Genomic DNA, 22,815 nt, shown 5'->3' with positions numbered 1-22,815 from the left:
CTGACGGTCTTAATATTATCGCTCTCTGTCTTCATTTCTTTTGTGGAAAAAGCTGATTGAAAGTCCAATGAATAAAGGATTGTTTTTGACAACATGCCGGGCGATGAAATGCTCCGACCGTTCATACTAATGTTAAGTAAGTATTCATTGCTACCTGCTTTTTTGAATACGAAAAAGGATACAGATCAGTCAGCTATGAAACAGAGCTTCTACACCTTTGCTAATTTTTTCCTGGGCCTATCGATCCTGATGGCTGTTTTTAATAGTATCCTTTACTACTTTCTCGGTGAGAGCTATTTGCTTCTCGATGCGTTCAAAAACTGGTATCTGGCTGAAAATGTAGTTGGGGTAGCAGTGATGCTGTGTATGCTGCGCTATTTTCATGTCAAAAAATACCAGGTTTCTTTATGGACTGCAGGCGTAGCAGCAGTAACAGCTGTATGTTATGCCATTTTGGTTTATGCGCTGATGTTGATGTACCGGGAATTGCATATTTATTATATTCCCATGGTTTTGGCCACGGTCAGCACCGGAATAGTGCATGCGCTCAGTCTGATCTTTTCCGAATCGGGCAAGAGAACGTGGCTTAAATGGGCGGGCGTTGCATCAGGCATTGTAGGTTTGGTGCTGCTTGCCATATGTATTTACCAATTCTTTATGTCGGGTAATCCGTTGTCCGCATCGAGCTCACTTATTAAAATTTACTTCTGGACTCTGCGGCTTGGCAACCTGATTCCTGTTTTTTTTATTCTGAATTTTTCAGATGAATCAAAGCATGCCGCAAAAGAAAAACTAAGCCGAACCGATCAGATTTCGGAGACCTGGGCGGGACTGTCGGCTTTATTGTGTCTTTTGTTTGGACTATTTGCCGGAGTAATGCTGGCATCTCGGGGATATGATGTACTGCATGTACCTAAAAGGGCCAAATTAATGGCTGAGCCTTTTGAAGCCAGGTTTTATGTAGGCCATAGCGGAGATACGCTGATGTACAGGATCATGAAGCCGCTGAATTATGATTCCCGAAAAAGCTACCCACTCGTAGTAGGCCTTCCTTATACCTGTGCTGATGATAATGAACGACAGATAGCGGCGTGCGATCCTGCGCAGTGGTTGACAGAGGAAAAGAACAGAGAACGGTATCCGGCATTTATATTCGTTCCCAGATGCCCCAAAGGAACAGGATGGGGTGGTGTTCCCAATAATTCTTCGGTAGAAAAGCTGGCTTTGGAAGCAATATCTGCATTGGTGAAACAACCCGGAATCGATAAAAAGAGGGTGTATGTGACAGGTATTTCAAGAGGCGGATATGGATCCTGGCATTTCATTGGCACTCGGCCAGACCTGTTTGCTGCTGCCATACCGATCTGCGGCGGGGATGACGCTTTGCTGGGAAAAAATATGGTTCATGTGGCCGTGTGGGCCTTTCATGGTGCAAAGGACAGAAACGTACCTGTGGCAGGCTCACGCGATCTGATTGCTTCGATCCGGAAAGCCGGTGGCCATCCCAGATACACTGAATATCCGGATCGTGAACATGGCATCTGGGACCTGGTGAAAACTACCCCCGGGCTGCTGGATTGGCTTTTTGCTCAAAAGCAGGAATAGTTATCAAAAGCATTTAACCATTAAGATATGGAAAGCCAGAAGTGCCGGAATCTCTTAAAACGCTTCCCATAATTATCAGTACCATCAAATAATAGCTACTTGATGGTACCCTTCCCAACCACTGACTCCGGAAAATTAAGCTTCTCACCCTCCATATTGTAGAGCGTTGTGATTTGATAAACCCCGGAAATTTCCAGAAACACTATTTTGTCTGCGTCTCCCCGACAAGCGAGAAAGATTGTCAAAATGCCAATGAATAAAGCTTTTAAAGAAGGATAAAATAGTTTTTTCTTGTGATTCAGATGGGTGCGAGTTAATTTTATGGCGTGAAAAGGTTTATCCGAAATATGCTCCTGACAATTGTCATTCTTGATACGACATCATTGTATCAGGTTATGAAGGCACCGTCTTTGATCAGGCATTTTCTGGAACACAAATCATTGGATCAAAATGTAAGTTTTGTCGACTTCCTTTCCATGCATTACTGGGGTGAAGACCTGGATGATAATGATGACGAAAAGGATATGCAGCTGCCTTTCAAGAAAATTGAAATGCATCACGTCAATTTCTTCTTTGCGCATCCTGAAAGATTCACATTCATTCGGCATTCACAACCTGTGATCAGGGCCGATTACGGGCCTGACCAACCTCAGGTTGCCTATTGTACAACGCTGGGGTCCCTGTTCCGTCCTCCCCAGGCTTAAATATATATCAATGCGCAGGATTTGATCCTGGGTCTCCATTTGTGCTGCATAAGGGCGCATATGGCCTCATTTGCTATATATTTAATTTTGATTCGATATGTTGAATAACATTATCCGGTTTTCTGTGAAGAATAAACTGGTAATAGGGATATTTATGCTACTGTGGGTAATCTACGGTACGTATGAAGTGACCAGGTTGCCTATAGATGCCGTTCCCGACATTACCAATAATCAGGTACAGGTGATTACCACCGCACCTTCATTAGGCGCCGAAGATGTGGAGCGCCTGATCACTTTTCCGATCGAACAGGCCATCAGCAACATTCCCGGTCTGAAAGAAAGTCGCAGCATGTCCCGATTCGGACTTTCGCTGATCAGCATTGTGTTTGACGATGAATCCGACGTGTACTGGGCGCGCCAGCAGGTTACAGAGAGGCTCTCGCAGGTAGAAATCACAAACGATGCCAACACGCCGCAACTTGCACCGGCCACGACGGGGCTGGGAGAAATCTACCAGTATGTTTTGAAACCAAAGGATGGTTTCGAGAAAAAATTTTCCCTGGCTGATCTTAGGACTACCCAGGACTGGATCGTGCGCAGACAGCTGCTGGGCACGCCGGGCGTTGCGGATGTTTCCACTTTTGGCGGTGAGCTCAAACAATACGAAGTGGCCGTAATCCCGGCAAACCTGAAAGCACTAGGCCTTTCAATCAGCGATGTTTTCACCGCGTTAAAACGCAACAACCAAAACACGGGAGGCGCGTATATAGAAAAGGGTCCGGCTGTACTGTATATACGAAGCGTCGGATTAGCAGGTTCGATGTACGATATTCGCAAGATTGTTGTGAAAAATAACAGCAACGGAACGCCGGTGCTGATCAGTCATGTGGCGCAGGTGCGGCTGGGTTCGGCCATCCGTTATGGCGCGCTGACGATGGCGGGCAAAGGCGAGCTTTCGGGTGGGATTGTAATGATGCTGAAAGGCGGGAATTCCTCCGAGGTAATCAAAAATGTAAAGCTTCGCGTGGCTGAAATCCAAAAGACATTGCCCGAAGGAATGGAAATCGAGCCATTTCTGGATCGTACCAAAATGGTGAATAATGCTATCGGTACGGTTGAACACAATCTTCTGGAGGGTGCATTGATCGTTGTTTTGATACTGGTTCTATTTCTGGGAAACCTGCGCGCCGGACTGATTGTGGCATCTGTAATTCCCTTATCTATGCTTTTTGCCATAACCATGATGAACCTCTTCGGGGTGAGCGGTAACCTGATGAGTCTGGGCGCGCTGGATTTCGGACTGATCGTGGATGGAGCTGTGATTATTGTGGAAGCCATTTTGCATCACATGCATTTCTCCCAAAAATACGAGAATGTAGCGCAGATAGGGCAGACCGAAATGGATGAAGAAGTGACTAGTTCGGCTTCCCGGATGATGAATGCAGCGGTTTTCGGACAAATTATCATCCTGATCGTTTATCTGCCCATTCTTTCTCTTTCCGGCATTGAGGGCAAAATGTTTAAGCCTATGGCACAGACCGTTGCGTTCGCAGTAATGGGCGCATTCATTTTGTCTTTGACCTATATTCCCATGATCAGCTCGCTGTTGATCAGTAAGAAAATTGTACACAAGCCCAACTTCTCCGACCGGGTGATGACGCGTCTGGAAAATGGTTATGCCCGGCTATTGTCCGGCGCATTAACGATTAGGAAAACGCTTGTGGCTTCAGCATTTGCATTGTTTGGTTTCGCTGTGTTTTTATTTATGCAAATGGGCGGAGAATTTATCCCGCAGCTCGAAGAAGGTGATTTTGCAACAGAAACCAGGCTGCTGGTCGGCACAAACCTGAGTACAACCATTGATGCGTTCAAGGTTATTTCCGAGAAACTGAAAGCCGCCTATCCCGAAGTAGAAAAAATAGTGTCCCGCATCGGCAGCGCAGAAATCCCAACTGATCCGATGCCCATTGAAGGTGGGGATATGATTATTGTTTTAAAGGATAAAACGGAGTGGAAAAGTGCGAAAACTTTCCCGGATCTGGCCAGCAAAATGGCGGCCACGGCGCAGGAAGTGATGCCTGGTGTCACAACCGGATTTCAATATCCCGTACAAATGCGTTTCAATGAGTTGATGACCGGCGCCAAGCAGGATGTGGTTTGTAAAATATTCGGCGAAGACCTCGACAAGCTCGCCGCTTATGCCGAGCAACTGGGAAGCATTTCCAAAACCGTCGATGGCACGGCAGATTGGTATATCGAAAAAGTGACTGGTATGCCACAGGTTGTGATCGAATTCAACCGCGACGAAATTGCTAAATACGGCATGAACATTGACGAGGTGAACAGCACCATCAACGCTGCTTTTGCGGGAGCCACCGCAGGGCAAATCTACGAAGGTGAAAAGAAATTCGACCTTGTCGTGCGGGTGGGCCATGAAGGCCGAAGTAGCATCAATGATGTTCAAAATCTGCTGATCACTACGCCTGGAGGCATTCAGATTCCATTGTATCAGGTTGCAAGCATACAGGAAGTGGAAGGTCCCAATCAGATCCAGCGGGAAAATACACGTAGAAGAATTATTGTCGGTTTTAATGTCAGAGGCCGGGATGTACAGTCTATCGTGGAGGAATTACAGGGAAAAGTGGATGCAAAAATGAAGTTCGAGTCTGGCTACAGCATTACTTATGGCGGTGCGTTCGAGAATTTGCAACAGGCCAAAGCGAGGCTGATCATTGCCGTTCCCATTGCGCTGCTGTTGATATTTATTATGCTTTATTTCGCATTTTCATCTGTGAAAGATGGTTTGCTGATCTATACAGCCATTCCGCTTTCTGCGATTGGAGGCGTTTTCGGGCTGGCTCTTCGCGGAATGCCGTTCAGCATTTCGGCAGGGGTGGGTTTTATCGCATTGTTTGGCGTCGCGGTCCTAAATGGGATCGTGCTGCTTTCTGAGTTCAACAGGATCAGGAAAGAGGGCTTGATCTTGAATGCAATGCAGGTTGTGATGACCGGCACGCGCAACCGGCTACGCCCCGTATTGATGACGGCGGCTGTTGCCTCACTGGGATTTTTGCCAATGGCACTCAGTAATGGTGCGGGTGCGGAAGTGCAGCGGCCACTGGCCACGGTGGTGATCGGCGGGTTGATCAGTGCAACCCTATTAACGCTTTTTGTGCTGCCGGGCTTATATTTATTATTTGATAAAAGGCCTAAAACCAAAGGACTTCAACCAGCACTGACATTACTGGTAATGCTCTTTGCACATGCCGGTTTCTCTCAGACGACGCCTACGCCTATTGACCTTGATTCTGCCATGAAGATCGCTTTGGAAAAAAACTTGCAGGTGACAAGTGACCGTCTGGGTGAAAAAGCAAGTGAGCGTCTGCAATCCAGTTCGCTTGATATTGCCAGGACAAACATCAGTGCGGATTACGGAAAAGTCAATAGTATCAACAATGATAACCGGATTGGTATCAGTCAAACGTTCAACTTTCCAAGTGTTTATACGAATCAGCGGAAGTTGTTGGAATCAAGCTTTCTCGCTTCAAGGGCTAGTACGAAGCTTACTGAACAGGAAATCCGCGGCAATGTGCGGCAATTGTTTTACGAATACATTTCCATGACAGAACGCAAACGGTTGCTTGTCTATGCGGATAGCATATACAGCTTATTTGAAACAAAATCCAATCTCCGTTTTGAAAAAGGTGCTGCCAATCTTTTGGAAAAAACGGCTGCAGAATCGCGCAGGCAACAGATTGCCAATCAACTCAACCTGATTAATCATGATCTGGAAATCGCTGTGAGGCAGTTTAACTTCTTTGTGCAGGATTCAAAAACCTACAGGCCAAAAGTGGATCGGCTCAAAATTGATGATCCGCTGATCTCTGCTGATACCCGTGAACTTCCGTTAATGGAACTGACCCGGCATCAGCAGGATGTTGCCCGATATCGCTGGCAAACTGAAAAGTCAAAACTGTTACCGGATTTTACGGTTGGTTACAACAATCAAACGCTGATCGGTCCGCAGGTGGTCAGAGGTCGGGAGCTTACTTATGGAGCATCAAAAAGGTTTAGTTATGTAAGTGCAGGCATTGGCATTCCTTTGTTCTTTAAAGCACAAAATGCACGTGTCGCGGCTGCAAAACTGGACTGGGAAAGGAATCAGGCGCAGTCAGATCTGATCGGATTAAAGCTGCAAAATGATCTGGATAATGCCAGTCAGCAGATCCAAAAATACCAGCAAAGCCTGAAGTATTATCAGGGGCAGGGACTTAAAAACGCCGACGTGATCATTGCCACAGCCGACCAGCAATTCCAGGAAGGCGATATTGATTTTCTGCAATGGGCCATCCTTGCCGACCAGGCGATTTCAATTAAAAACGAGTATATCAATGCGCTGAACAGCTATAATCTGGCTGTGATCGAATGGTTGAAACTGAACAATTTATAAAATATTTAAATGAAGAATCACATCATGGTCTGTCTGAGCCTGCTGCTTATGCTTGCATGCAAAAAGGATAACCAACCGGAAACGGCTCAAAGTGAAAAAGCTGCTTCGGAAGCGACGCAAAGTGAAACATTCGTTTCCATCAGCGATGCGCAGCAGAAAAGCGTGGGCATAGAAGTCAGTACGCCTGCGTTGGAGAATATCAGCGGCGTGCTGTTGCTGCAAGGGAAAATCGATGTGCCGCCTCAAAGCACGATAAGCCTTAGTTTTCCTTTGGGAGGTTATTTGAAATCCACCAAAATGCTCCCCGGAATGCACGTACGCAAGGGCGAGGTGTTGGCTGAATTGGAAGATATGCAGTTCATCCAGCTGCAACAGGATTATCTCACCGCCAAAGAAAAGTTGCTCCTTGCAGAATCCGAATTCAACCGCCAGCGTGACCTGAATGCAAGCAAAGCCAGCAGTGACCGGGTTTTTCAGCAAGCAAGAGCGGAAATGGAAACACAGCGTATACTGGTGAGCGCATTAGGACAAAAACTGGAAGTGATCGGCATTGATCCGGGCAAACTCAAAGCCGATAAGATATCCAAAAATGTGTCTATCAAATCGCCTATTCATGGCTTTGTTTCCAAAGTCAATGTTAATGTGGGTAAATACACCGCGCCTACGGACATGCTTTTCGAGCTGGTTAATCCAAATGACATTCATTTGGTTTTAAATGTATTTGAAAAGGACCTGGGCGCATTATCAGTTGGCCAGCGCGTGACCGCATTTACCAATGGCGATCCAACAAAAAAATTTCGGGCTGAAATAATCCTGATCACAAAAAGCCTGGATCAGGACAGGATGGCCGAAGTGCATTGCCATTTTGATAAATACGATGCGTCTCTGGTGCCCGGTATGTTTATGAATGGTGAAGTATCAGTCAGTAACCAAAAGGCGCTTACGGTTCCCGAGAACGCGCTGGTGCGTTGGGAGAACAAATTTTACATCTTCACTGACCATGGAGGAGGGAAATTTGAAATGACGCCCGTAACACCAGGAGTGGTGCGTGCAGGCAAGCAACAGATAGAAGCAGATGGAATTAATGACCGCACAAAGCTGGTCGTCAGGAATGCCTATGCATTATTGATGAAGATTAAAAATACCGAAGCAGATCCGGAATAAAATGCCTTTGGAAAATAATTTAAGCTCATATGTTGTTTGTTATCAGGATAATAATTACCGATTATAGATAACATATGAGTTCTAAAAAAGCCTCTTCTTGCTGGGTTTTCAAGAGTGCTTGAACAGCCAGGCGAGAATATTAAACTAGCAGACAGCTTAGAAAACAGGTAGTGATAGGAGTGGATTATTCTGATCTTAAATAAATGAAATACACATGCAGTATTCCCAGAAAATAGCAGCAATAATCCTATCTACTGCCATTCAACGTGGGAGGGAGAAAAGTGCCAGTCGTCAGGAAATTGCCCGCATGCTAATTCCTGACGACTGGCATAAGTATATGAAAGATGTACGTCAGGTAGCAATTGATTTGCATAACAACGGTCGTGTAGTGATAACACAAAAGGAAATACCTATTGATGTAAAGGATATCAAAGGAACTGTCTGCATTAAAATTGTCTAAAATAGTGGTACACATTCCTGGAGCTAAATGGATTGAGAGTAAACAAAAATCATACTGTTTAAGAATAGACAATTTCTATGGTAACCTGACACTGCAAGGCCAGCGATAGTTGTTTAATTCTTCTCCTACACTTCAATCGCTTTATGCAAACCAGATGAATTTATGAAAGCGAGTAGCTAAGTGATAGATAGCCCTGCCTTCGTTGCTGATATGCAGTTAGATCACGACTAAAATCTGTATCCAGATCAGATAACAGAATGCCCTCTCCGTCGACTAAAACTGTTGGATTGATCGTCCGAATTTTTGGTTCCAGTTTGCGCCAAGGCGATGTTTTCGTTTCTGCAAAATGAATAGGACTTCTTAGCCGAGTTAATTGGGCCTGTAGATCATGATTCGGAAAACTCGCCATCTTATCCCATAGTCCCTGATCGGTAAGCCACACATCCGATTCTGCGATAGCCCCTAACTGTAAGCTGTCTTTGATAAGCTCCGCCGTCAGCTCGTACAGGCCAAGAGATTGCATATTTGACCAGCTCAGTTCATCAGCTTTCATATACGTGTAGGCAAGCCATTGCGCGGTTTTGAGATCTTCAACAGCAATCGCATAATCTGTCACTAGCAAATGAGACAGTGCCTGGATTACATCCTGTTTTGTCAGCAAACCCAGCGCCACGCTGTCACGGAAAAAGTAATCCAGCCGGTCGGTACAGAGTGCCGGGGCAGGCTGCTCCAAAATGGGATAAGCCTCTTCATCAATAAATTCCTGCCAGTTGTAGCCGTAGCGGGCTAAAATGGAGGGAATATCGGATTGCTCAAGGTATGACCCTTTCATGCGTTCATGGTAAGGCTGGCCTCTAAAGACATGATCAATAACATGTGAAAAAGCCGTATGACTCACGTCATGGAGTAAAGCGGCAACCTGCTCCTGCAGGCTGGCGCCAAACCGGCGCGTCAACAGCATGACGCCTATTGAGTGCTCAAATCTTGTGATTGGCTGGGTCATCCCCAGAAAGCCTGTAATACCATGTTGCCGGATATGCTCGAGCCGACGAAATGCCTTAGAGTTCATCAGATCGATCAGGACAGGTTCCTCGATCAAAGCAGGGCCATAAATAGTATCGGAGTAGTGCATAATTAGTATATATAAGCCTATAGACTGGAGAAAGTTCTTAAGCGGCAAACACGCATTTAACATCAATAATTATCACTGTTTCCCTTTTTTGCGGAACAGTACATAGCAAACAAAGAACAAAGTGGTATATGATTTATAAAACCTCGCCTGCTAAGCTGCTTTAGCATCGACGCACTGTGTTGATTGATAAGCGGCCGGATACTTTATCTGCCAAACAAAACGATCGCTTTCTTGAAACATACAATTAGGTGAACTTTTGAAGGCACACCTGTAAAAACGGCCTGATAAAATGTTTTGCCTTTAAACTGCTCATGATCCGTAAATCGTCCTGAATGGTGCTTTCTGAATCCAGAAATCGGAAAATTGTTTTCGCTTTAACATGGGTAAATAAATCAGTGAAGATCTGGTGACCCTGGTAATGATTATTGTTTAGCACGTTTAAGATCGTGCTATCCAGTAATTGATGCTTATGGTTTATATTTTCAGATATTGAAAATGGGTGACCATACTTGCGGTAGGATGAAAGGATCTTGGAAACTGTTTTTTGTGTATTCGTGAACGTGTAGCCTGACGAAGCCCGGGTGTCACCACCCATGGTACCGATATGCATGATATTTTCAGATCTTCTTTGAAACGGGAAGTCTGTCATGGGAATGATGCCGAATTCACTTTCAATGATTTTGTAATCAGTGATTTCAAGAACATCTGTCAGGTACTCAGCTATTTTATCGTCGTACTGATTTTGTTGCAGCAGGTTTTTTGAGAAAATCGTGTACTCCACAAAAATATCCTGATCAGATACAGGCAGTACATAAAAGAACGTGGTCCCATTTTCCTGAGATGTCCTGTAGTCCATCAGATACATTTCCAGCCGACTGGCTTTGAACTGGTCGGTCCGTATGGTGACACCTTTGAAGTGCTGAAGAAAGTACTGGTTTGACCGCCTTAACTCAGGCTTGGCATAAACCGAATTAAAGATATATTTTCCCTGATAGGAAGCATCCTGTGTGTCGACCCTGCCTCCGTTTTCGATGTTTTGAATTGAGACTATAGTACCATAAACGAAAGTTATCTGCGGGCACCGGCTCAAAAATGAAAGCACATGTTCATAGAAATCAACACTACGGATCATGTGATAGGCATAACTGCCATTTTTCAAGCTGATTTTCCTGTCGTCATTTGTAAAAAATGAAAGTTGTTTCCAGGAATGGTAAATGATATCCTGAAAGGGGGAAGCGGCTTTTTCATCCTGCCAGAAACACCAGGTCCGGTCGTTTTTGCCTTTTGGCTCCTTATCTATGATCAGTATATTTTCATTTTGCCAGACACCTTCTTTTATTGCTCTGTAAGCCAAACTCAGGCCTGCCAGCCCACTTCCGGTTATGATGATATCGAACTTCCCAGCCTGCATAGGATCTTCAAGTTGTTAAATAGTAAATCTACGATTTAAGGCATCGTCATAAAAATTAAGCCCCTGGCTTCAATCAGTATTGACTGAGCCGGAAAGACGTCTGTCAAAAAGTAGCATTTTTGATTAAGAGTTCGACTCTTGGTTTACATTTCTTTTATTAATCAGTGGACAGTGGTTTTTGAAAATACATTCATGATTAATACTCCGGCAATGATTAATACCATCCCGATTATCGCAGGAGCATCAGGAACCTGTTTAAATAGCACCATTGCAACCAACGCTGTTAATACAATGCCGACGCCACTCCAAACTGCGTAAGCCATTCCCAATGGCATTGTGCGAAGTGTCAGACTTAAGAAGTAGAAGGCCGATAGATAACCTAAGATGGTTATCAGGCTCGGAATAAGCTTTGTAAATTGCTGGGAAGCATTCATGGCATTAGTGGCGATGACTTCCGAGGTGATAGCAATTGCCAGAAAAAGATATTTCATTTTAAAAGATGTGGTTTTACGAGGTTTTGTATATGATTTTTATGCACATCAGTCAAGCTGTAAAGCCTGGTAACATGCGGGCAATATTGCCGCTAATTCAGATTCCTGAAAATAGCTGCATGATGACATCCTCCGGAACGTCATTATCCATACTTAAACGCAGTGACCTTTAATAATCCAGCCAGGCTTTAATGAGTACAGCTTTATCGCGGCTGACGATGATTTCGACATTCTGGTTTTGTTTCAGCTCAATTTTTAGCTTGCCGTTGAAATAATTGTGGACATGCCGGATGGAGTCGATATGAACGATAAACTGACGGTTTACACGATAAAATATTTTGGGATCCAATTGCTGTTCTAGTTCTTCCAGTGTTTGGGGCAATACTTCTTCGCTGCCATTGGATAGCTTTGCTTTTGTAATCCTGAGCTCTGAATGAAGGTACTCTATATCATTGACAAGAATCGTCTTGTAGCTATCTCTGAATGGCAGCAAAAAACGGCTGCGGTATTCTTTTTTGCCGATATGGCTTAAAAGGCTTTCAATAGAAATAGTTTGGTGACTGTGCATTTTTTCTTCCGCCATCCGGAAAGAATGTTCCAGTTCTTCCTGCACCACTGGTTTTAGTAAATAGTCGACGCTATTCACTTTGAAGGCGCGTACGGCGTACTCGTCATAGGCGGTTGTGAAAATGATAGGGCATTTGGGGTTCACTCTCTCAAAAATTTCGAAACTAAGCCCATCAGGCAGCCGTACATCCATGATGATCAGGTCTGGACAATCATTCGTTGAAAGCCAGTCGACGCTCTCTGAAACGCTTTCCAGGATAGCCAGGATCTTCGCACCCGGATTTACAGCCGAGATGATCCGTTTAAGCCTGTCGGCATTTGGTTTCTCATCTTCAATGATTAGGATATTTTTTATCATGACTTTATCAAAGGAATGGAAACGACAAACATATTGCTGGTGGTTATAATCTGGGGTGTTCTGTCAGTTAACAAAAGATATCGCTGTATTATATTTTTAAGTCCCAGTCCGGAAGACCGTTCTTTTGTTTGCAGGGGAATGATTGAATTTGAGACGATCAGATCTGAATTTTCACCGCTTTTCACTGTAATTTGAAGGGGATTGGATTTTAAGAATTTGTTATGCTTCATCGCATTTTCGATCAGCAGTTGCAGTGTCATAGGAGGAAGACTCAGATTTAAATGAGTCTGGTCTATTTTGATTTCAAAGGCAATGCCACATCCTGCGCGGTGATGCAGCAAAAAAATGTAAGCTTTTAGAAATTTCATTTCTTCCTTAAGCGTAATCAGGTCGGTTTTTGAGTGTAGTAATAAGTACCTGTATACTTTGGAAAAGTTTTCTGAATACTGATAGCCCAGCTGCTGATCTTCAAGGATCAGTTCGGAGAGTACACTTAGATTATTAAAAACAAAATGGGGGTCGAGCTGCAGTTTGAGTGCTTCAAGTTCGGCTTCAGTGGCTGCCTGTCTGTGTTGCGCGGATTTCAGTTTGTGCTCAGTTGCTTCCAGAGCGGCATTTTTCCAGTTAAGAATCAGATAATCTCCGGTATTGATAGCACTTACGGTGAGGGCAATAAAAATACTGACTGTCAGCCATTGCCAGTACCACAGATTCTCTTTGTTGTCTCCAAAAAGTTCTGAACTTTTATCTTCCAACAGATACATGAAAATTAACTGGCTGAAAATCAGTAACACAACGCTGGCGACATTTAAGGTAGTTTCCGCTGTCAGCCGCTGAACCGGCACTTCTATCCATGGCAGCTTTTGATTGAGACGCTCATGAATCCAGATGCTCGACAGGGATATTAATGTACAGGAAAGCCATGAAAGAGCCCATTCAATGAGTATATCCGCTACAGACCTTGCAAAATACTGCTGCCACCAGATATCAAAAGGATTGAGCATGTAGGTGAAAACATAAAACATAACAAATGACAAACAGGCAAGTATGATCAACTTGCTTTTTCTGGTTATCAATTGACTAGGCTCTTTTCTCATGACATGATGGTTCCGTTTAAGAATTACGGCAAAGTTACACGTTAATTCACGTACAAATTTGAAGCGTATCACAACAGTACCTACCGGGAATTTAACTGAAACGTAAAAATTAGCTACTGAGCCGGAAAATACGATTTATCCAACCGGCATGCTAAGGTTACTTATCATTGGCAACCGATGATCAAGTCAGGAAAGTAGCAGAAAGATGAGCTCAAATTCAGTGGGACACATCTGTCGTTTCAGTCGTAAAAAACTACGGTTCGGTCAAAAAATAAGCCTTTTGCCATCCTACCGGGCTTTCTTTGCAACCAAAATAATTTTTGTACAATGTTTCATTTCGAATATAAAACAAAGCATCTGTTAACCGGATTATGGATGTTGTCCGCATTTGCCATAGCTAGTTCTTGCAGCACAAAGGCAGATCAGGGCGAATATGGCCAGACGCCGCCAGAGGAAACCGACTTTATTACTTTACATAATGGCAATGCGCCGGTCGAAAGCAGCTATCCCGGCGCAATAGAAGGGGTTGTAAATGTGGATGTGAAGGCACAGGTAAGCGGTTATCTGGAAAGTATTTACGTCAAAGAGGGCGATTACGTCCAAAAGGGGCAACCGCTTTTCAAAATTAAAAGTGAAGTATTCAATGAACAGGTAAACAACAGCGATGCCGGCTTGAAGTCTGCGTTGGCATCGCAGGCCAATGCTCATCTGGAGGTGGAAAAGATACGTCCGCTGGTAGAAGGTAAAGTGGTATCAGATATGCAGCTGCGTGCAGCACAGGCCAGTTATGACGCAGCCACAGCACAGGTAGCCCAGGCGAAGGCGGCTCTGGGATCTTCTAAAATCAATGCAGGTTTTGCTTTAATAAAAGCACCGGTGAGTGGCTACATTGGCCGTATACCCAACCGGATCGGCAACCTGGTTATGCCATCCGACGCAGCTCCGTTAACGACGCTTTCGGATATCAATACTGTTTTTGTATACTTCTCAATGAGCGAGGCCGATTTTATTGCCTTTAAAAAAGCAGGCACATCAAAAGGTGAAAATGTGGAGCTGATTATGGCCGATGGATCTGCGTATGCACACAAGGGTAAGCTTGAAAGTGCCAGTGGTAACATTGACCGCGCCACGGGCAGTATGTCTCTGAAGGCCGTATTTCCAAACCCGGATAAGTTGCTGCGTTCCGGAGGTTCCGGAAAAGTGATCATACACCGGGTACTGGATGGTGTGCTGGATTTGCCCATGGCTGCTGTAAAAGACATCCAGGACAAGTATTTCGTATTCAGGTTGGCCGATAGCAATAAAGTGGCGATGACGCCTATTGAAATCGCCGGGGTATCGGGTCAAAATTATTTAGTCCGATCCGGCGTGCAGTCAGGCGATAAAATTGCCGTTAACCGCATTGATGTCCTGCAGGAAGGAATGGTAGTAGCGCCAAAAACTGTGGCAGCGGACTCGCTTTCCAAGTAATTCCAAAGATAAAATCAGATCATGTTAAAAAATATAATAGATAAGCCCGTAACGGCCACGGTAATCTCCGTGGTGCTGCTTATGTTGGGTGTACTGGGTTTGATGCGTCTGCCTGTTACAAGATTTCCTGACATTTCGCCACCGACTGTGATGGTTACCGGGAGCTACCCCGGTGGTAACAGTGAGGCCGTCATACGATCAGTGGTAACACCTCTGGAAGAGCAGATTAATGGAGTGGAGAATATGCAGTATATTAAATCCACTGCAAGTAATGATGGTTCTTTTTCCATTACCGTCATATTCAAGCAAGGCGTAAATCCGGATCAGGCGGCTGTGAATGTGCAGAACCGCGTGCAGCAGGCCACGCCGATATTGCCGCAGGAAGTAATTCAAATGGGACTGACTACTTCCAAGCAGCAAAACAGTATGATCATGATCTTCAATGTGTTTACAACTGATAATAGTAAATACGATGAGCTTTTTTTGCAAAATTATGTCAATATCAATCTTGTTCCGCAGATCAAACGGGTGCCTGGGGTAGGGCAGGCGCAGTCGTTCGGGGCGAAGGATTACTCCATGCGTGTGTGGCTCAATCCGCAAAAAATGGCGAGCTACGGATTAGTCCCTGCGGATGTAAACCAGGCCATTGCCGATCAGAGTTTAGAATCAGCGCCGGGTAAACTGGGCCAGGAGTCCGACGCGGCATTGGAATATGTGATGCGTTACAAAGGCAAAAAAAACCAGACTTCGGAATATGAAAATATCGTCGTAAAACGAAACGGGGCTGACCTGGTGCGGTTAAAAGATGTAGCAAGGATCGAGTTCGGATCTTTGAACTATGGTGGCAATACGACTTCTAACGGGAAAAATGCCGTTACCATTGCGATCCTGCAAACCACAGGTTCGAATGCAAACGAAATCGAAATTGGTGTACAGGATGTATTGGCAAAGGCCTCCAAATCTTTTCCTCCGGGTGTTAAGTATACAAGTCTGATGAGCACCAAGGAGCGTCTGGATGAAGCAACGAGTCAGGTAAAATCGACTTTGATCGAAGCCTTTATTCTTGTGTTCATTGTGGTCTTTGTCTTTTTGCAGGATTTCCGTTCCACCATTATTCCGGCCATTGCTGTTCCCGTCGCCATTATTGGTACTTTCTTTTTCCTGCTGGTGTTGGGGTTCACGATCAACGTACTTACACTCTTTGCACTGGTGCTGGCGATTGGTATTGTAGTCGATGATGCCATTGTCGTCGTCGAGGCGGTCCATAGTAAAATGGAAGGCTCGAAGATGACCGGCCGTCAGGCCACCCATAGTGCGATGAGCGAGATTACCGGCGCAGTGATTTCGATTACGCTGGTCATGTCAGCGGTTTTTATTCCCATAGGATTTATGACAGGCTCTTCAGGTATTTTTTACAAACAGTTCGCTTACACATTGGCGATTGCCATCATCATTTCAGCGGTCAACGCTTTGACTTTGACACCCGCTTTGTGTGCGTTACTTTTGAAAAATACACATGCAGAAGGACACGGTGAAAAAGCAGACTCCAAAGGTTTCGGAAAGCGCTTTGCAACCGCATTTAATGCCGGTTTCGACAATCTCACCGGCAAGTACATCAATGGATTAAAATTTTTGATCAAACGTAAATGGCTGGGGGCAGGCCTGATCATACTGATCACGGGTATTGCCGGATGGCTGATGATGAGCACGCCCAGAAGTTTTGTTCCGATGGAAGATGATAGTTTCGTCATATTCAGTTTGAGCATGCCTCCGGGCACAGCACTGGACCGCACTACAGCAGCTGCTGATAAAATAGAAAAAATACTCTCGGCAAACGAGGCTGTACAGACAAGTTCAATCATTACAGGTTTTAATATTCTGTCCAACAGTGCAAGTCCGGCCTACGGAGTAGGCTTTATTAAATTGAAAGATAAAAAAGATCGTGGTGCTGTAAAGGATATTGATGTTATCCTGGGCAATATGACCGCTCAGTTTGCCACTGTAAAAGAAGGGACGATTATGGCTTTCAGAAGTCCGCCTGTGGAAGGTTATGGAATTACGAGCGGTGCAGAAGTGGTGTTACAGGATAAAACCGGTAAGGATGCCACAGCACTGAAGGCCATGTCTGACAAGGTAATTGGCCAGATTATGCAGCAGCCCGGTGTGCAGTTTGCCTACACCACGTTCCGCACTGATTTTCCACAGCTGGAAATGGAAGTTGATAATGAAAAAGCGCAGCAAATGGGTGTGAGTGTTAGCGGTATGATGGGCGCGATACAAACGTATTTCTCCGGCGATCAGAGTTTGAACTTTACCCGTTTTGGTAAATTTTACCGGGTGAATGTGAAGGCGGATGGCGTTTTCAGAATGGACCAGCAGGCTTTCAATGAGATTTTTGTTCGTAATGACCAAAATCAGATGGTACCTGTCAAATCCCTGATCAGATTACATAAAGTGTATGGACCCGAATCTGTAGACCGGTACAACCTGTTCAATGCAGTAAACATTACCGTGGTGGCGGTTCCGGGAGTCAGCAATGGAGACATGATGGAAAATCTGGAAAAAAATGTGTTTGAAAAACTGCCTTCTGATTATGGCTATGAGTGGACAGGGTTGAGTCTTGAAGAAAAATCATCAGGCAATCAGACGATGTTCATTCTCGCATTGTGTTTGTTGTTTGTTTATTTTCTTCTGGCAGCCCAATTCGAAAGTTATCTGATCCCGTTCGCTGTAATGCTTTCGATCCCGACCGGTATAGTCGGCTCATTTGCTGCTACCAAGGCTATTGGGCTAGATAATAATATATATGTACAGGTCGGCCTGATTATGCTGGTAGGTCTGCTGGCTAAAAATGCGATCCTGATCGTTGAGTTTGCTGTTCAGAGGCGTGCGGCCGGGCTGTCGATTGTGGACTCTGCTATTGAAGGTGCCAGGTCCAGGCTTCGGCCAATCATTATGACCTCGCTGGCTTTCATTGTCGGGATGATCCCGCTCATGGTAGCTACGGGAGGTTCCGCGTCCGGAAACAGGTCTATCAGCACGGGTGCGGCTATGGGGATGTTGAGCGGTGTAGTACTGGGAATATTTGTAATCCCGTTGCTCTACATCCTGTTCCAATTCCTGCAAGAAAAAATAGCTGGGACAAACAAAGAAGTTCTTCATCCGGTAACTGAGCAATAATGATAGCAATAAATAAAAATATAGTTATAGCCTTACTATTGGCTGGTAGTCTGGCGGCTTGTACCGTGGGTAAAAAGTACAAGCGTGCCGACCTGCAGGTGCCGGAACAATTCCGTGCTACCATGATGGTGACGGCGGACACCGTCCAGCTGCCCTGGCGGACTTTTTTCCGGGAGCCGCAACTGGTGGGTCTTATTGAAAAGGCGTTGGACAAAAACAACGATGTATCAATTGCCGTGAAAAATATAGAGCAGCTGGATCTCGCTGTAAAACAGGCTAGGTTGGGACTACTTCCCACATTGGATTTCACCGTCGGTGCCAACCGCGCCTACCTGTCCCGGAACTCTTTAAACGGTTCTTTAAGTGAGCAGTTTGTCGGTACATCCTATATGGATAACTATGATGCTACCTTTCAGCTTTCGTGGGAAGTGGATATCTGGGGAAAGGCAAAAATGCAAAAGGAAGCAGCCATAGCCAATTATTTTGGACAAAGGGAAAATCTTTCGGCGCTCAAAACAAGAATCATCAGTCAGGTTGCTCAGGCCTATTACAACCTGATCACGCTGGACGAACAGCTGATCATTGCCCGGCGTAACATTGCATTGAGTGATAGTACACTGCATATGATGCATTTACAGTACACGGCCGGACAAATTACTTCGTTGGCGGTAGATCAGGCAGAAGCGCAAAAGAAGACGGCAGAACTGCTGGTGCCCTTAGCATTACAGAATATTGCAGTTCAGGAAAATGCGCTAAGTATTTTATGCGGTCATTATCCTGACAGTATCGCACGTGCAGGCGATCTAAGGGATGTGATGCCGGAAGATCAATTTGCAGCTGCTGTTCCTGCACAGTTGCTCAGCCGCCGCCCTGATGTAAAAGCGGCGGAGTATGCGGTGGTCAGCGCGAACGCGGCAGCGGGGCTGACCAAAGCGGCCATGTATCCGGCCTTTAGTCTCACACCTCAGATCGGGGCCAATTCATTTAAATTTAACCAGTGGTTTAATCTTCCCGGATCAATGGCGAAAACCATAGCGGTAAACCTGACGCAGCCCATTTTCCGGAAACGTGCGTTGCGCACGGCTTATGAGACAGCAGTTATAGAACAGCAAAAAGCGGTAATACAATTTCGGCAAACCCTGATGGTGGCTGTTGGCGAAGTTTCGGACGCAATGGCCAGATCCAATGGTGCTTCGCAGCGACTGGAACTGGTCGGGCAAAAGACAGCTATGCTCAACAAAGCTACTGAGGACGCCCAGAAGCTCTACAAAAGTGGCATGGCGACATATCTTGAAGTGATCACGGCACAAAACAGCCGGTTGCAAAATGATCTGGAAGCAATCAGCATTCAACTTGAAAAACTCAATGCAGTCACAGATCTGTACCGGACCTTGGGTGGTGGTGTGAATTGACGGACGTTTTAACGAGTGGACTATAAAAACAATGCTTTGAACCTCTATTGTGCAGTCAGGTCATGATGCTTATAAGCAGATAAGGTAACCGGATTTTTAAGAACAACTCTGAAGCCTTATTCATCACGCTGGTCTGGCTGCACATGAGGTTCTCATGTTGTTGACACTTACCTGAAAAGGGGAATTCTACATCACCATTTCAATCTGTTCATTGGGCAGATAAATACTAAATATTGCACCGTTACCTGGTTGACTTTCCGCTTTAATGATTCCTTTATGATTATCGACAACCCGTTTAACGGTAGACAGACCTATGCCGCTGCCGGATTGCATACTGCTGTTTTGTAGCCTTGTGAAAAGCTGGAAAATACTATCGGCGAATTCCTGTTCAAAACCTAAGCCATTATCCCGTACCTGTAACTGGTAATATTGGATTCCATTTTCAAGGTGTGGAAACGCAGAAATTTCGATATTTAAAGGGATTTCAGGATCTCTGTATTTCAGGGAATTGCTTATCAGATTAAGAAACATTTGATAAAGCTGCCTTTTATAGCCACTGATAACAGGTAGATTGTTAAAAATGAAGGATGCATTGCTTTCCCGGATGTGAATTTCCAGGTCTTCCAGCACCTGACGTACATTCTCATTCAGATCAACTTTTTCTTTGGAAGGCGGGACCAGGCTTAACTGAGAATACTGTAATAAGTCATCGATCAATTTGCCCATCCGCTCGGCTGCGGATATGATCCTGGAGAACATCAGTATGTTTTGTTCAGACAATTCTTCTCCGAGTTGATCCTGTATCATGTTAGCAAACATCTGGATTTTCCGTAACGGCTCCTTTAAATCGTGCGAAGCAGCATGCGCAAAGGCTTCCAGATTCTGATTGGATTTTTCCAGATCTGTGATCTTGTCGAGTAATTCAAATTCGAGATACTTCAGCTTAGTATAATCTGCAAAATGTAGAATGACCTCTTCTCCCATTTTAATCGCTGTCATTTCATTGTATAAATCCAAGCCATCCTGGTCGTAATGAATCATCCAGGTGTTAGATTGTCCGGAGAGATAGGTCTCAACTACATTACTGAAACTTGTAGTTTTTAAATATCCGGGAAATATATCACTTACTTTGCGGCCAGTGATTTGTTGTGGAGTAGTGTCAGAATAGGACGCGTAAGCCTGGTTTGTCAGTTTAAAACGAAAATCAACAATTTTATCTTCTTCGTAGACTGGCGAGAGTACCTGCAGGGGTTGTTTAAATGAATTGATAATATCCTGCAGGTATTTGTTTGCCCGCAGGACGGAACTATTGGCTTGACTCAGTTCTTCTGTTCGTTTGAGTACCGACTCTTCAACCGTTTTTTTCGCTAATACCGCAGAAGTTGTTTCCAGTGATGTAACCAGTACACCCTCAATCTTACCATGTTCTCCAAATATCGGGCTATGACTAAATGTCCAGTAAACGTCTTCCATTCGGCCATTCCTTTCTATGGGTATTAATCTGTTCTCGAACCAGGAAGATGTACCTGTAGTATATACATCGTCTATCAAGGCAGCAGTTACTTCCCAGACTTCCGGCCAGACTTCGATCGCAGGCTTTCCTATTGCAGGATGTTTGCCTGTTGTTCCCAAACTAGGCCGGTAGGGGTCATTATAGAAGCAGATTTTATCCGGCCCCCAAAAGACAAACATGGGAAAAGCAGAATGAAGCACGATGCCTAATGTTGTTTTTAAACTGGCAGGCCATGATCTGATAGGTCCTAATGAAGATTTATCCCAGTCATGAAGAAGGATCAGTTGACCCATTTCGCCTGCATTTACTAAAAAACTGGCTTCTGTGCCGAGGCTTTGCTTATCCAATGCGTAGAAGTATTATGTTACAAAATGAAAGATTTCATTTCTGCCTTTAAAGATACAATTTTTGCTAATGTTGGTTACATAATCCAGACAGGAAAGATGTGTGACCAATAATTAACATTAAGCCACAACAACCGAGATTGATCTGCTAGTCTGCAAATGCCTTTGAATCAAACTTGTACGGCTGTTATTGGATACGGACAGGATCATTTTTGCAATGTAATTCGATGATGGATGTTTGACTATAAGTATCAGGAATGAAAGATTTTACCGCCTATTTTAGGATATCTATCTCTCATCAAAAACTTCTCATTGCTCCAAACCGAACGACTAACGTTTGAGTCCAACCTATGATTTGCTCAACAGCCGCATACATATCCGCGATAAAAACTTTGCATTGGACGACGGCCTTTTATCCAAAACACTGGGCCGGGGTAAGGTGATGCAGCAATTTGCCTTACTGGCTGAGATAGCAGGAATCAACTCAAAAGTATTTGCCGGAATAGTCTCACGTATGCTCAGCGGGTCCGATCAAGTTGAGCAGTAATCTCTGTGTCTTTCCTGGACGAAGTAACCAAACAAAATTACTTGCAGGCCTATCAGACCCGCCTCAGGCAGCTTGTGGAAGCCTAGTTATTTCTGTGTAAAAGCTGGATCAAAATATCAGTTAGATTGAATCGACTTTGCAATACCATCCCATAATTGAATACGTTTCTGAAGCGATTCAATAACCGCAAGAGTGGCCTCTTCCCATTTGATTTCATCTTCCCCGCAAAGAGAGCTTGTCATTTGATAGGCGAGTTGCGAGTGATGCTCACCGTCTACCTCAATATGTCTTTCCAGATAGTACTTGAAAATGTCGGTTTGCTGAGGTTTTTGAGCATGAAGCTCTTTTACGAAAGATAGAAACATATCCGGAATAAGGTCTTCTCTGCCAAAAGTGAAAACGGCTGCCGATACATGCGCTTTATCCTGGCTAATTACCGAGAAGGTATGATTGACAAATTCTGTAACATGCGCAGCAACACCAGCAGACGAAAGTGCCTGCCCGACAGCTGTGCCTGACCTGACGGATTCGCAGAAAGAATTGATTTGATTCAGGCTGCATCCAGATTGTGTCATGGCGTTTAAATAAAGCTCAAAATGACTGCAGCGCTCCCCATGCTGGTCTATATCGCTTTCTTCGCCTGTCACAATCTCATTGATCAAATACCGCGTCTGTGCATGGCCTACTGGCATCCAGGGAACAGCAGTGCAGGTAAGTTTTTGCTGAAGGGCTTTAAGTAATGACATAAAATCCCATACCGCAAAAATATGCGCTTCCATGAAAGTTTTCAGATCTTCAAGGCTCTGGATCTGCGTGTATAATGGGTGGGTAGTGAGCTGCTTTCTTAACTCTGATGTGTTATCTCTAAGCGTTTGTATCCTGTTCATTCGGCAATAACTATTATTTTTAA

16 protein-coding genes are annotated in these 22,815 nt (G+C 44.6%); 9 read left to right on the top strand and 7 right to left on the bottom strand.

Going from position 1 to position 22,815, the window contains the following annotated elements; all coding sequences use genetic code 11:
- Positions 1-129 precede the first annotated feature (129 nt).
- From AC1XUE_RS14075 to AC1XUE_RS14055, 5 genes are all read left to right on the top strand, one after another.
- Positions 130-1,605, top strand: a complete 1,476-nt coding sequence (locus AC1XUE_RS14075) for a carboxylesterase family protein (protein ID WP_483356616.1) — start codon at positions 130-132, stop codon at positions 1,603-1,605.
- A 347-nt stretch (positions 1,606-1,952) separates the two neighbouring features.
- Positions 1,953-2,309, top strand: a complete 357-nt coding sequence (locus AC1XUE_RS14070) for a hypothetical protein (protein WP_483356615.1) — start codon at positions 1,953-1,955, stop codon at positions 2,307-2,309.
- Between the two features lie 97 nt (positions 2,310-2,406).
- Entirely contained in the window at positions 2,407-6,759 is a 4,353-nt protein-coding gene (locus AC1XUE_RS14065) for a CusA/CzcA family heavy metal efflux RND transporter (RefSeq protein ID WP_483356614.1), read from the top strand.
- Between the two features lie 9 nt (positions 6,760-6,768).
- Complete coding sequence (locus AC1XUE_RS14060; RefSeq protein WP_483356613.1) at positions 6,769-7,923, top strand: efflux RND transporter periplasmic adaptor subunit; 1,155 nt, start codon at positions 6,769-6,771, stop codon at positions 7,921-7,923.
- Between the two features lie 214 nt (positions 7,924-8,137).
- Positions 8,138-8,383 (top strand): DUF3253 domain-containing protein, encoded by a 246-nt coding sequence (locus tag AC1XUE_RS14055; protein ID WP_483356612.1) that lies wholly within the window; start codon positions 8,138-8,140, stop codon positions 8,381-8,383.
- A 160-nt stretch (positions 8,384-8,543) separates the two neighbouring features.
- Here AC1XUE_RS14055 and AC1XUE_RS14050 read toward each other — a convergent pair whose 3' ends face one another.
- The 5 genes from AC1XUE_RS14050 to AC1XUE_RS14030 all read right to left on the bottom strand — a co-directional run bounded on the left by AC1XUE_RS14050 (position 8,544) and on the right by AC1XUE_RS14030 (position 13,439).
- Positions 8,544-9,515 carry an HD domain-containing protein gene (locus AC1XUE_RS14050; RefSeq protein WP_483356611.1) on the bottom strand — a complete coding sequence of 324 codons (972 nt, stop codon included), beginning with the start codon at positions 9,513-9,515 and terminating at the stop codon, positions 8,544-8,546.
- Positions 9,516-9,759: 244 nt separating this feature from the next.
- Positions 9,760-10,926 (bottom strand): lycopene cyclase family protein, encoded by a 1,167-nt coding sequence (locus tag AC1XUE_RS14045; protein ID WP_483356610.1) that lies wholly within the window; start codon positions 10,924-10,926, stop codon positions 9,760-9,762.
- Between the two features lie 161 nt (positions 10,927-11,087).
- The gene (locus tag AC1XUE_RS14040; protein ID WP_483356609.1) at positions 11,088-11,417 is read right to left on the bottom strand and encodes a DMT family transporter; all 330 of its coding nucleotides are present in this window, start codon (positions 11,415-11,417) and stop codon (positions 11,088-11,090) included.
- Positions 11,418-11,586: 169 nt separating this feature from the next.
- Complete coding sequence (locus tag AC1XUE_RS14035) at positions 11,587-12,342, bottom strand: LytR/AlgR family response regulator transcription factor (RefSeq protein WP_483356608.1); 756 nt, start codon at positions 12,340-12,342, stop codon at positions 11,587-11,589.
- Positions 12,339-13,439 carry a sensor histidine kinase gene (locus AC1XUE_RS14030; protein WP_483356607.1) on the bottom strand — a complete coding sequence of 367 codons (1,101 nt, stop codon included), beginning with the start codon at positions 13,437-13,439 and terminating at the stop codon, positions 12,339-12,341. The genes AC1XUE_RS14035 and AC1XUE_RS14030 overlap by 4 nt, the downstream gene beginning before the upstream one ends.
- A gap of 327 nt (positions 13,440-13,766) precedes the next feature.
- Between AC1XUE_RS14030 and AC1XUE_RS14025 the strand changes: the two genes are divergently transcribed.
- Genes AC1XUE_RS14025 through AC1XUE_RS14015 form a run of 3 tightly spaced genes read left to right on the top strand, consistent with a single transcriptional unit; the run spans position 13,767 to position 19,501 of the window.
- The gene (locus AC1XUE_RS14025) at positions 13,767-14,909 is read left to right on the top strand and encodes an efflux RND transporter periplasmic adaptor subunit (protein ID WP_483356606.1); all 1,143 of its coding nucleotides are present in this window, start codon (positions 13,767-13,769) and stop codon (positions 14,907-14,909) included.
- Positions 14,910-14,930: 21 nt separating this feature from the next.
- Positions 14,931-18,089, top strand: a complete 3,159-nt coding sequence (locus AC1XUE_RS14020) for an efflux RND transporter permease subunit (protein ID WP_483356605.1) — start codon at positions 14,931-14,933, stop codon at positions 18,087-18,089.
- Positions 18,089-19,501, top strand: coding sequence for a TolC family protein (locus tag AC1XUE_RS14015; protein ID WP_483356604.1), 1,413 nt, complete (start codon positions 18,089-18,091; stop codon positions 19,499-19,501). The genes AC1XUE_RS14020 and AC1XUE_RS14015 overlap by 1 nt, the downstream gene beginning before the upstream one ends.
- A gap of 186 nt (positions 19,502-19,687) precedes the next feature.
- On the opposite strand, the gene AC1XUE_RS14010 is transcribed toward AC1XUE_RS14015, so the two are convergent.
- Positions 19,688-21,361, bottom strand: a complete 1,674-nt coding sequence (locus tag AC1XUE_RS14010; protein ID WP_483356603.1) for a sensor histidine kinase — start codon at positions 21,359-21,361, stop codon at positions 19,688-19,690.
- Between the two features lie 334 nt (positions 21,362-21,695).
- On the opposite strand from AC1XUE_RS14010, the gene AC1XUE_RS14005 reads away from it, so the two are divergent.
- Complete coding sequence (locus tag AC1XUE_RS14005; protein ID WP_483356602.1) at positions 21,696-21,905, top strand: hypothetical protein; 210 nt, start codon at positions 21,696-21,698, stop codon at positions 21,903-21,905.
- Between the two features lie 116 nt (positions 21,906-22,021).
- Here the strand turns inward: AC1XUE_RS14005 and AC1XUE_RS14000 are convergent, their stop codons facing one another.
- Positions 22,022-22,792 (bottom strand): DUF3050 domain-containing protein, encoded by a 771-nt coding sequence (locus AC1XUE_RS14000; protein WP_483356601.1) that lies wholly within the window; start codon positions 22,790-22,792, stop codon positions 22,022-22,024.
- Between the last annotated feature and the right edge of the window lie 23 nt (positions 22,793-22,815).

The sequence above is a fragment of the Dyadobacter sp. HNCC25DJ187 genome (assembly GCF_056895255.1).
This window is presented reverse-complemented; position numbering and strand designations above follow the sequence as displayed.

Coding starts and splice junctions, on each gene's coding strand:
- AC1XUE_RS14025 (WP_483356606.1), top strand. CDS start 13,767: ATGTTTCATTTCGAATATAAAACAAAGCATCTGTTAACCGGATTATGG.
- AC1XUE_RS14020 (WP_483356605.1), top strand. CDS start 14,931: ATGTTAAAAAATATAATAGATAAGCCCGTAACGGCCACGGTAATCTCC.
- AC1XUE_RS14040 (WP_483356609.1), bottom strand. CDS start 11,417: ATGAAATATCTTTTTCTGGCAATTGCTATCACCTCGGAAGTCATCGCC.
- AC1XUE_RS14000 (WP_483356601.1), bottom strand. CDS start 22,792: ATGAACAGGATACAAACGCTTAGAGATAACACATCAGAGTTAAGAAAG.
- AC1XUE_RS14035 (WP_483356608.1), bottom strand. CDS start 12,342: ATGATAAAAAATATCCTAATCATTGAAGATGAGAAACCAAATGCCGAC.
- AC1XUE_RS14015 (WP_483356604.1), top strand. CDS start 18,089: ATGATAGCAATAAATAAAAATATAGTTATAGCCTTACTATTGGCTGGT.
- AC1XUE_RS14055 (WP_483356612.1), top strand. CDS start 8,138: ATGCAGTATTCCCAGAAAATAGCAGCAATAATCCTATCTACTGCCATT.
- AC1XUE_RS14070 (WP_483356615.1), top strand. CDS start 1,953: ATGCTCCTGACAATTGTCATTCTTGATACGACATCATTGTATCAGGTT.
- AC1XUE_RS14030 (WP_483356607.1), bottom strand. CDS start 13,439: ATGAGAAAAGAGCCTAGTCAATTGATAACCAGAAAAAGCAAGTTGATC.
- AC1XUE_RS14045 (WP_483356610.1), bottom strand. CDS start 10,926: ATGCAGGCTGGGAAGTTCGATATCATCATAACCGGAAGTGGGCTGGCA.
- AC1XUE_RS14065 (WP_483356614.1), top strand. CDS start 2,407: ATGTTGAATAACATTATCCGGTTTTCTGTGAAGAATAAACTGGTAATA.
- AC1XUE_RS14050 (WP_483356611.1), bottom strand. CDS start 9,515: ATGCACTACTCCGATACTATTTATGGCCCTGCTTTGATCGAGGAACCT.
- AC1XUE_RS14075 (WP_483356616.1), top strand. CDS start 130: ATGTTAAGTAAGTATTCATTGCTACCTGCTTTTTTGAATACGAAAAAG.
- AC1XUE_RS14060 (WP_483356613.1), top strand. CDS start 6,769: ATGAAGAATCACATCATGGTCTGTCTGAGCCTGCTGCTTATGCTTGCA.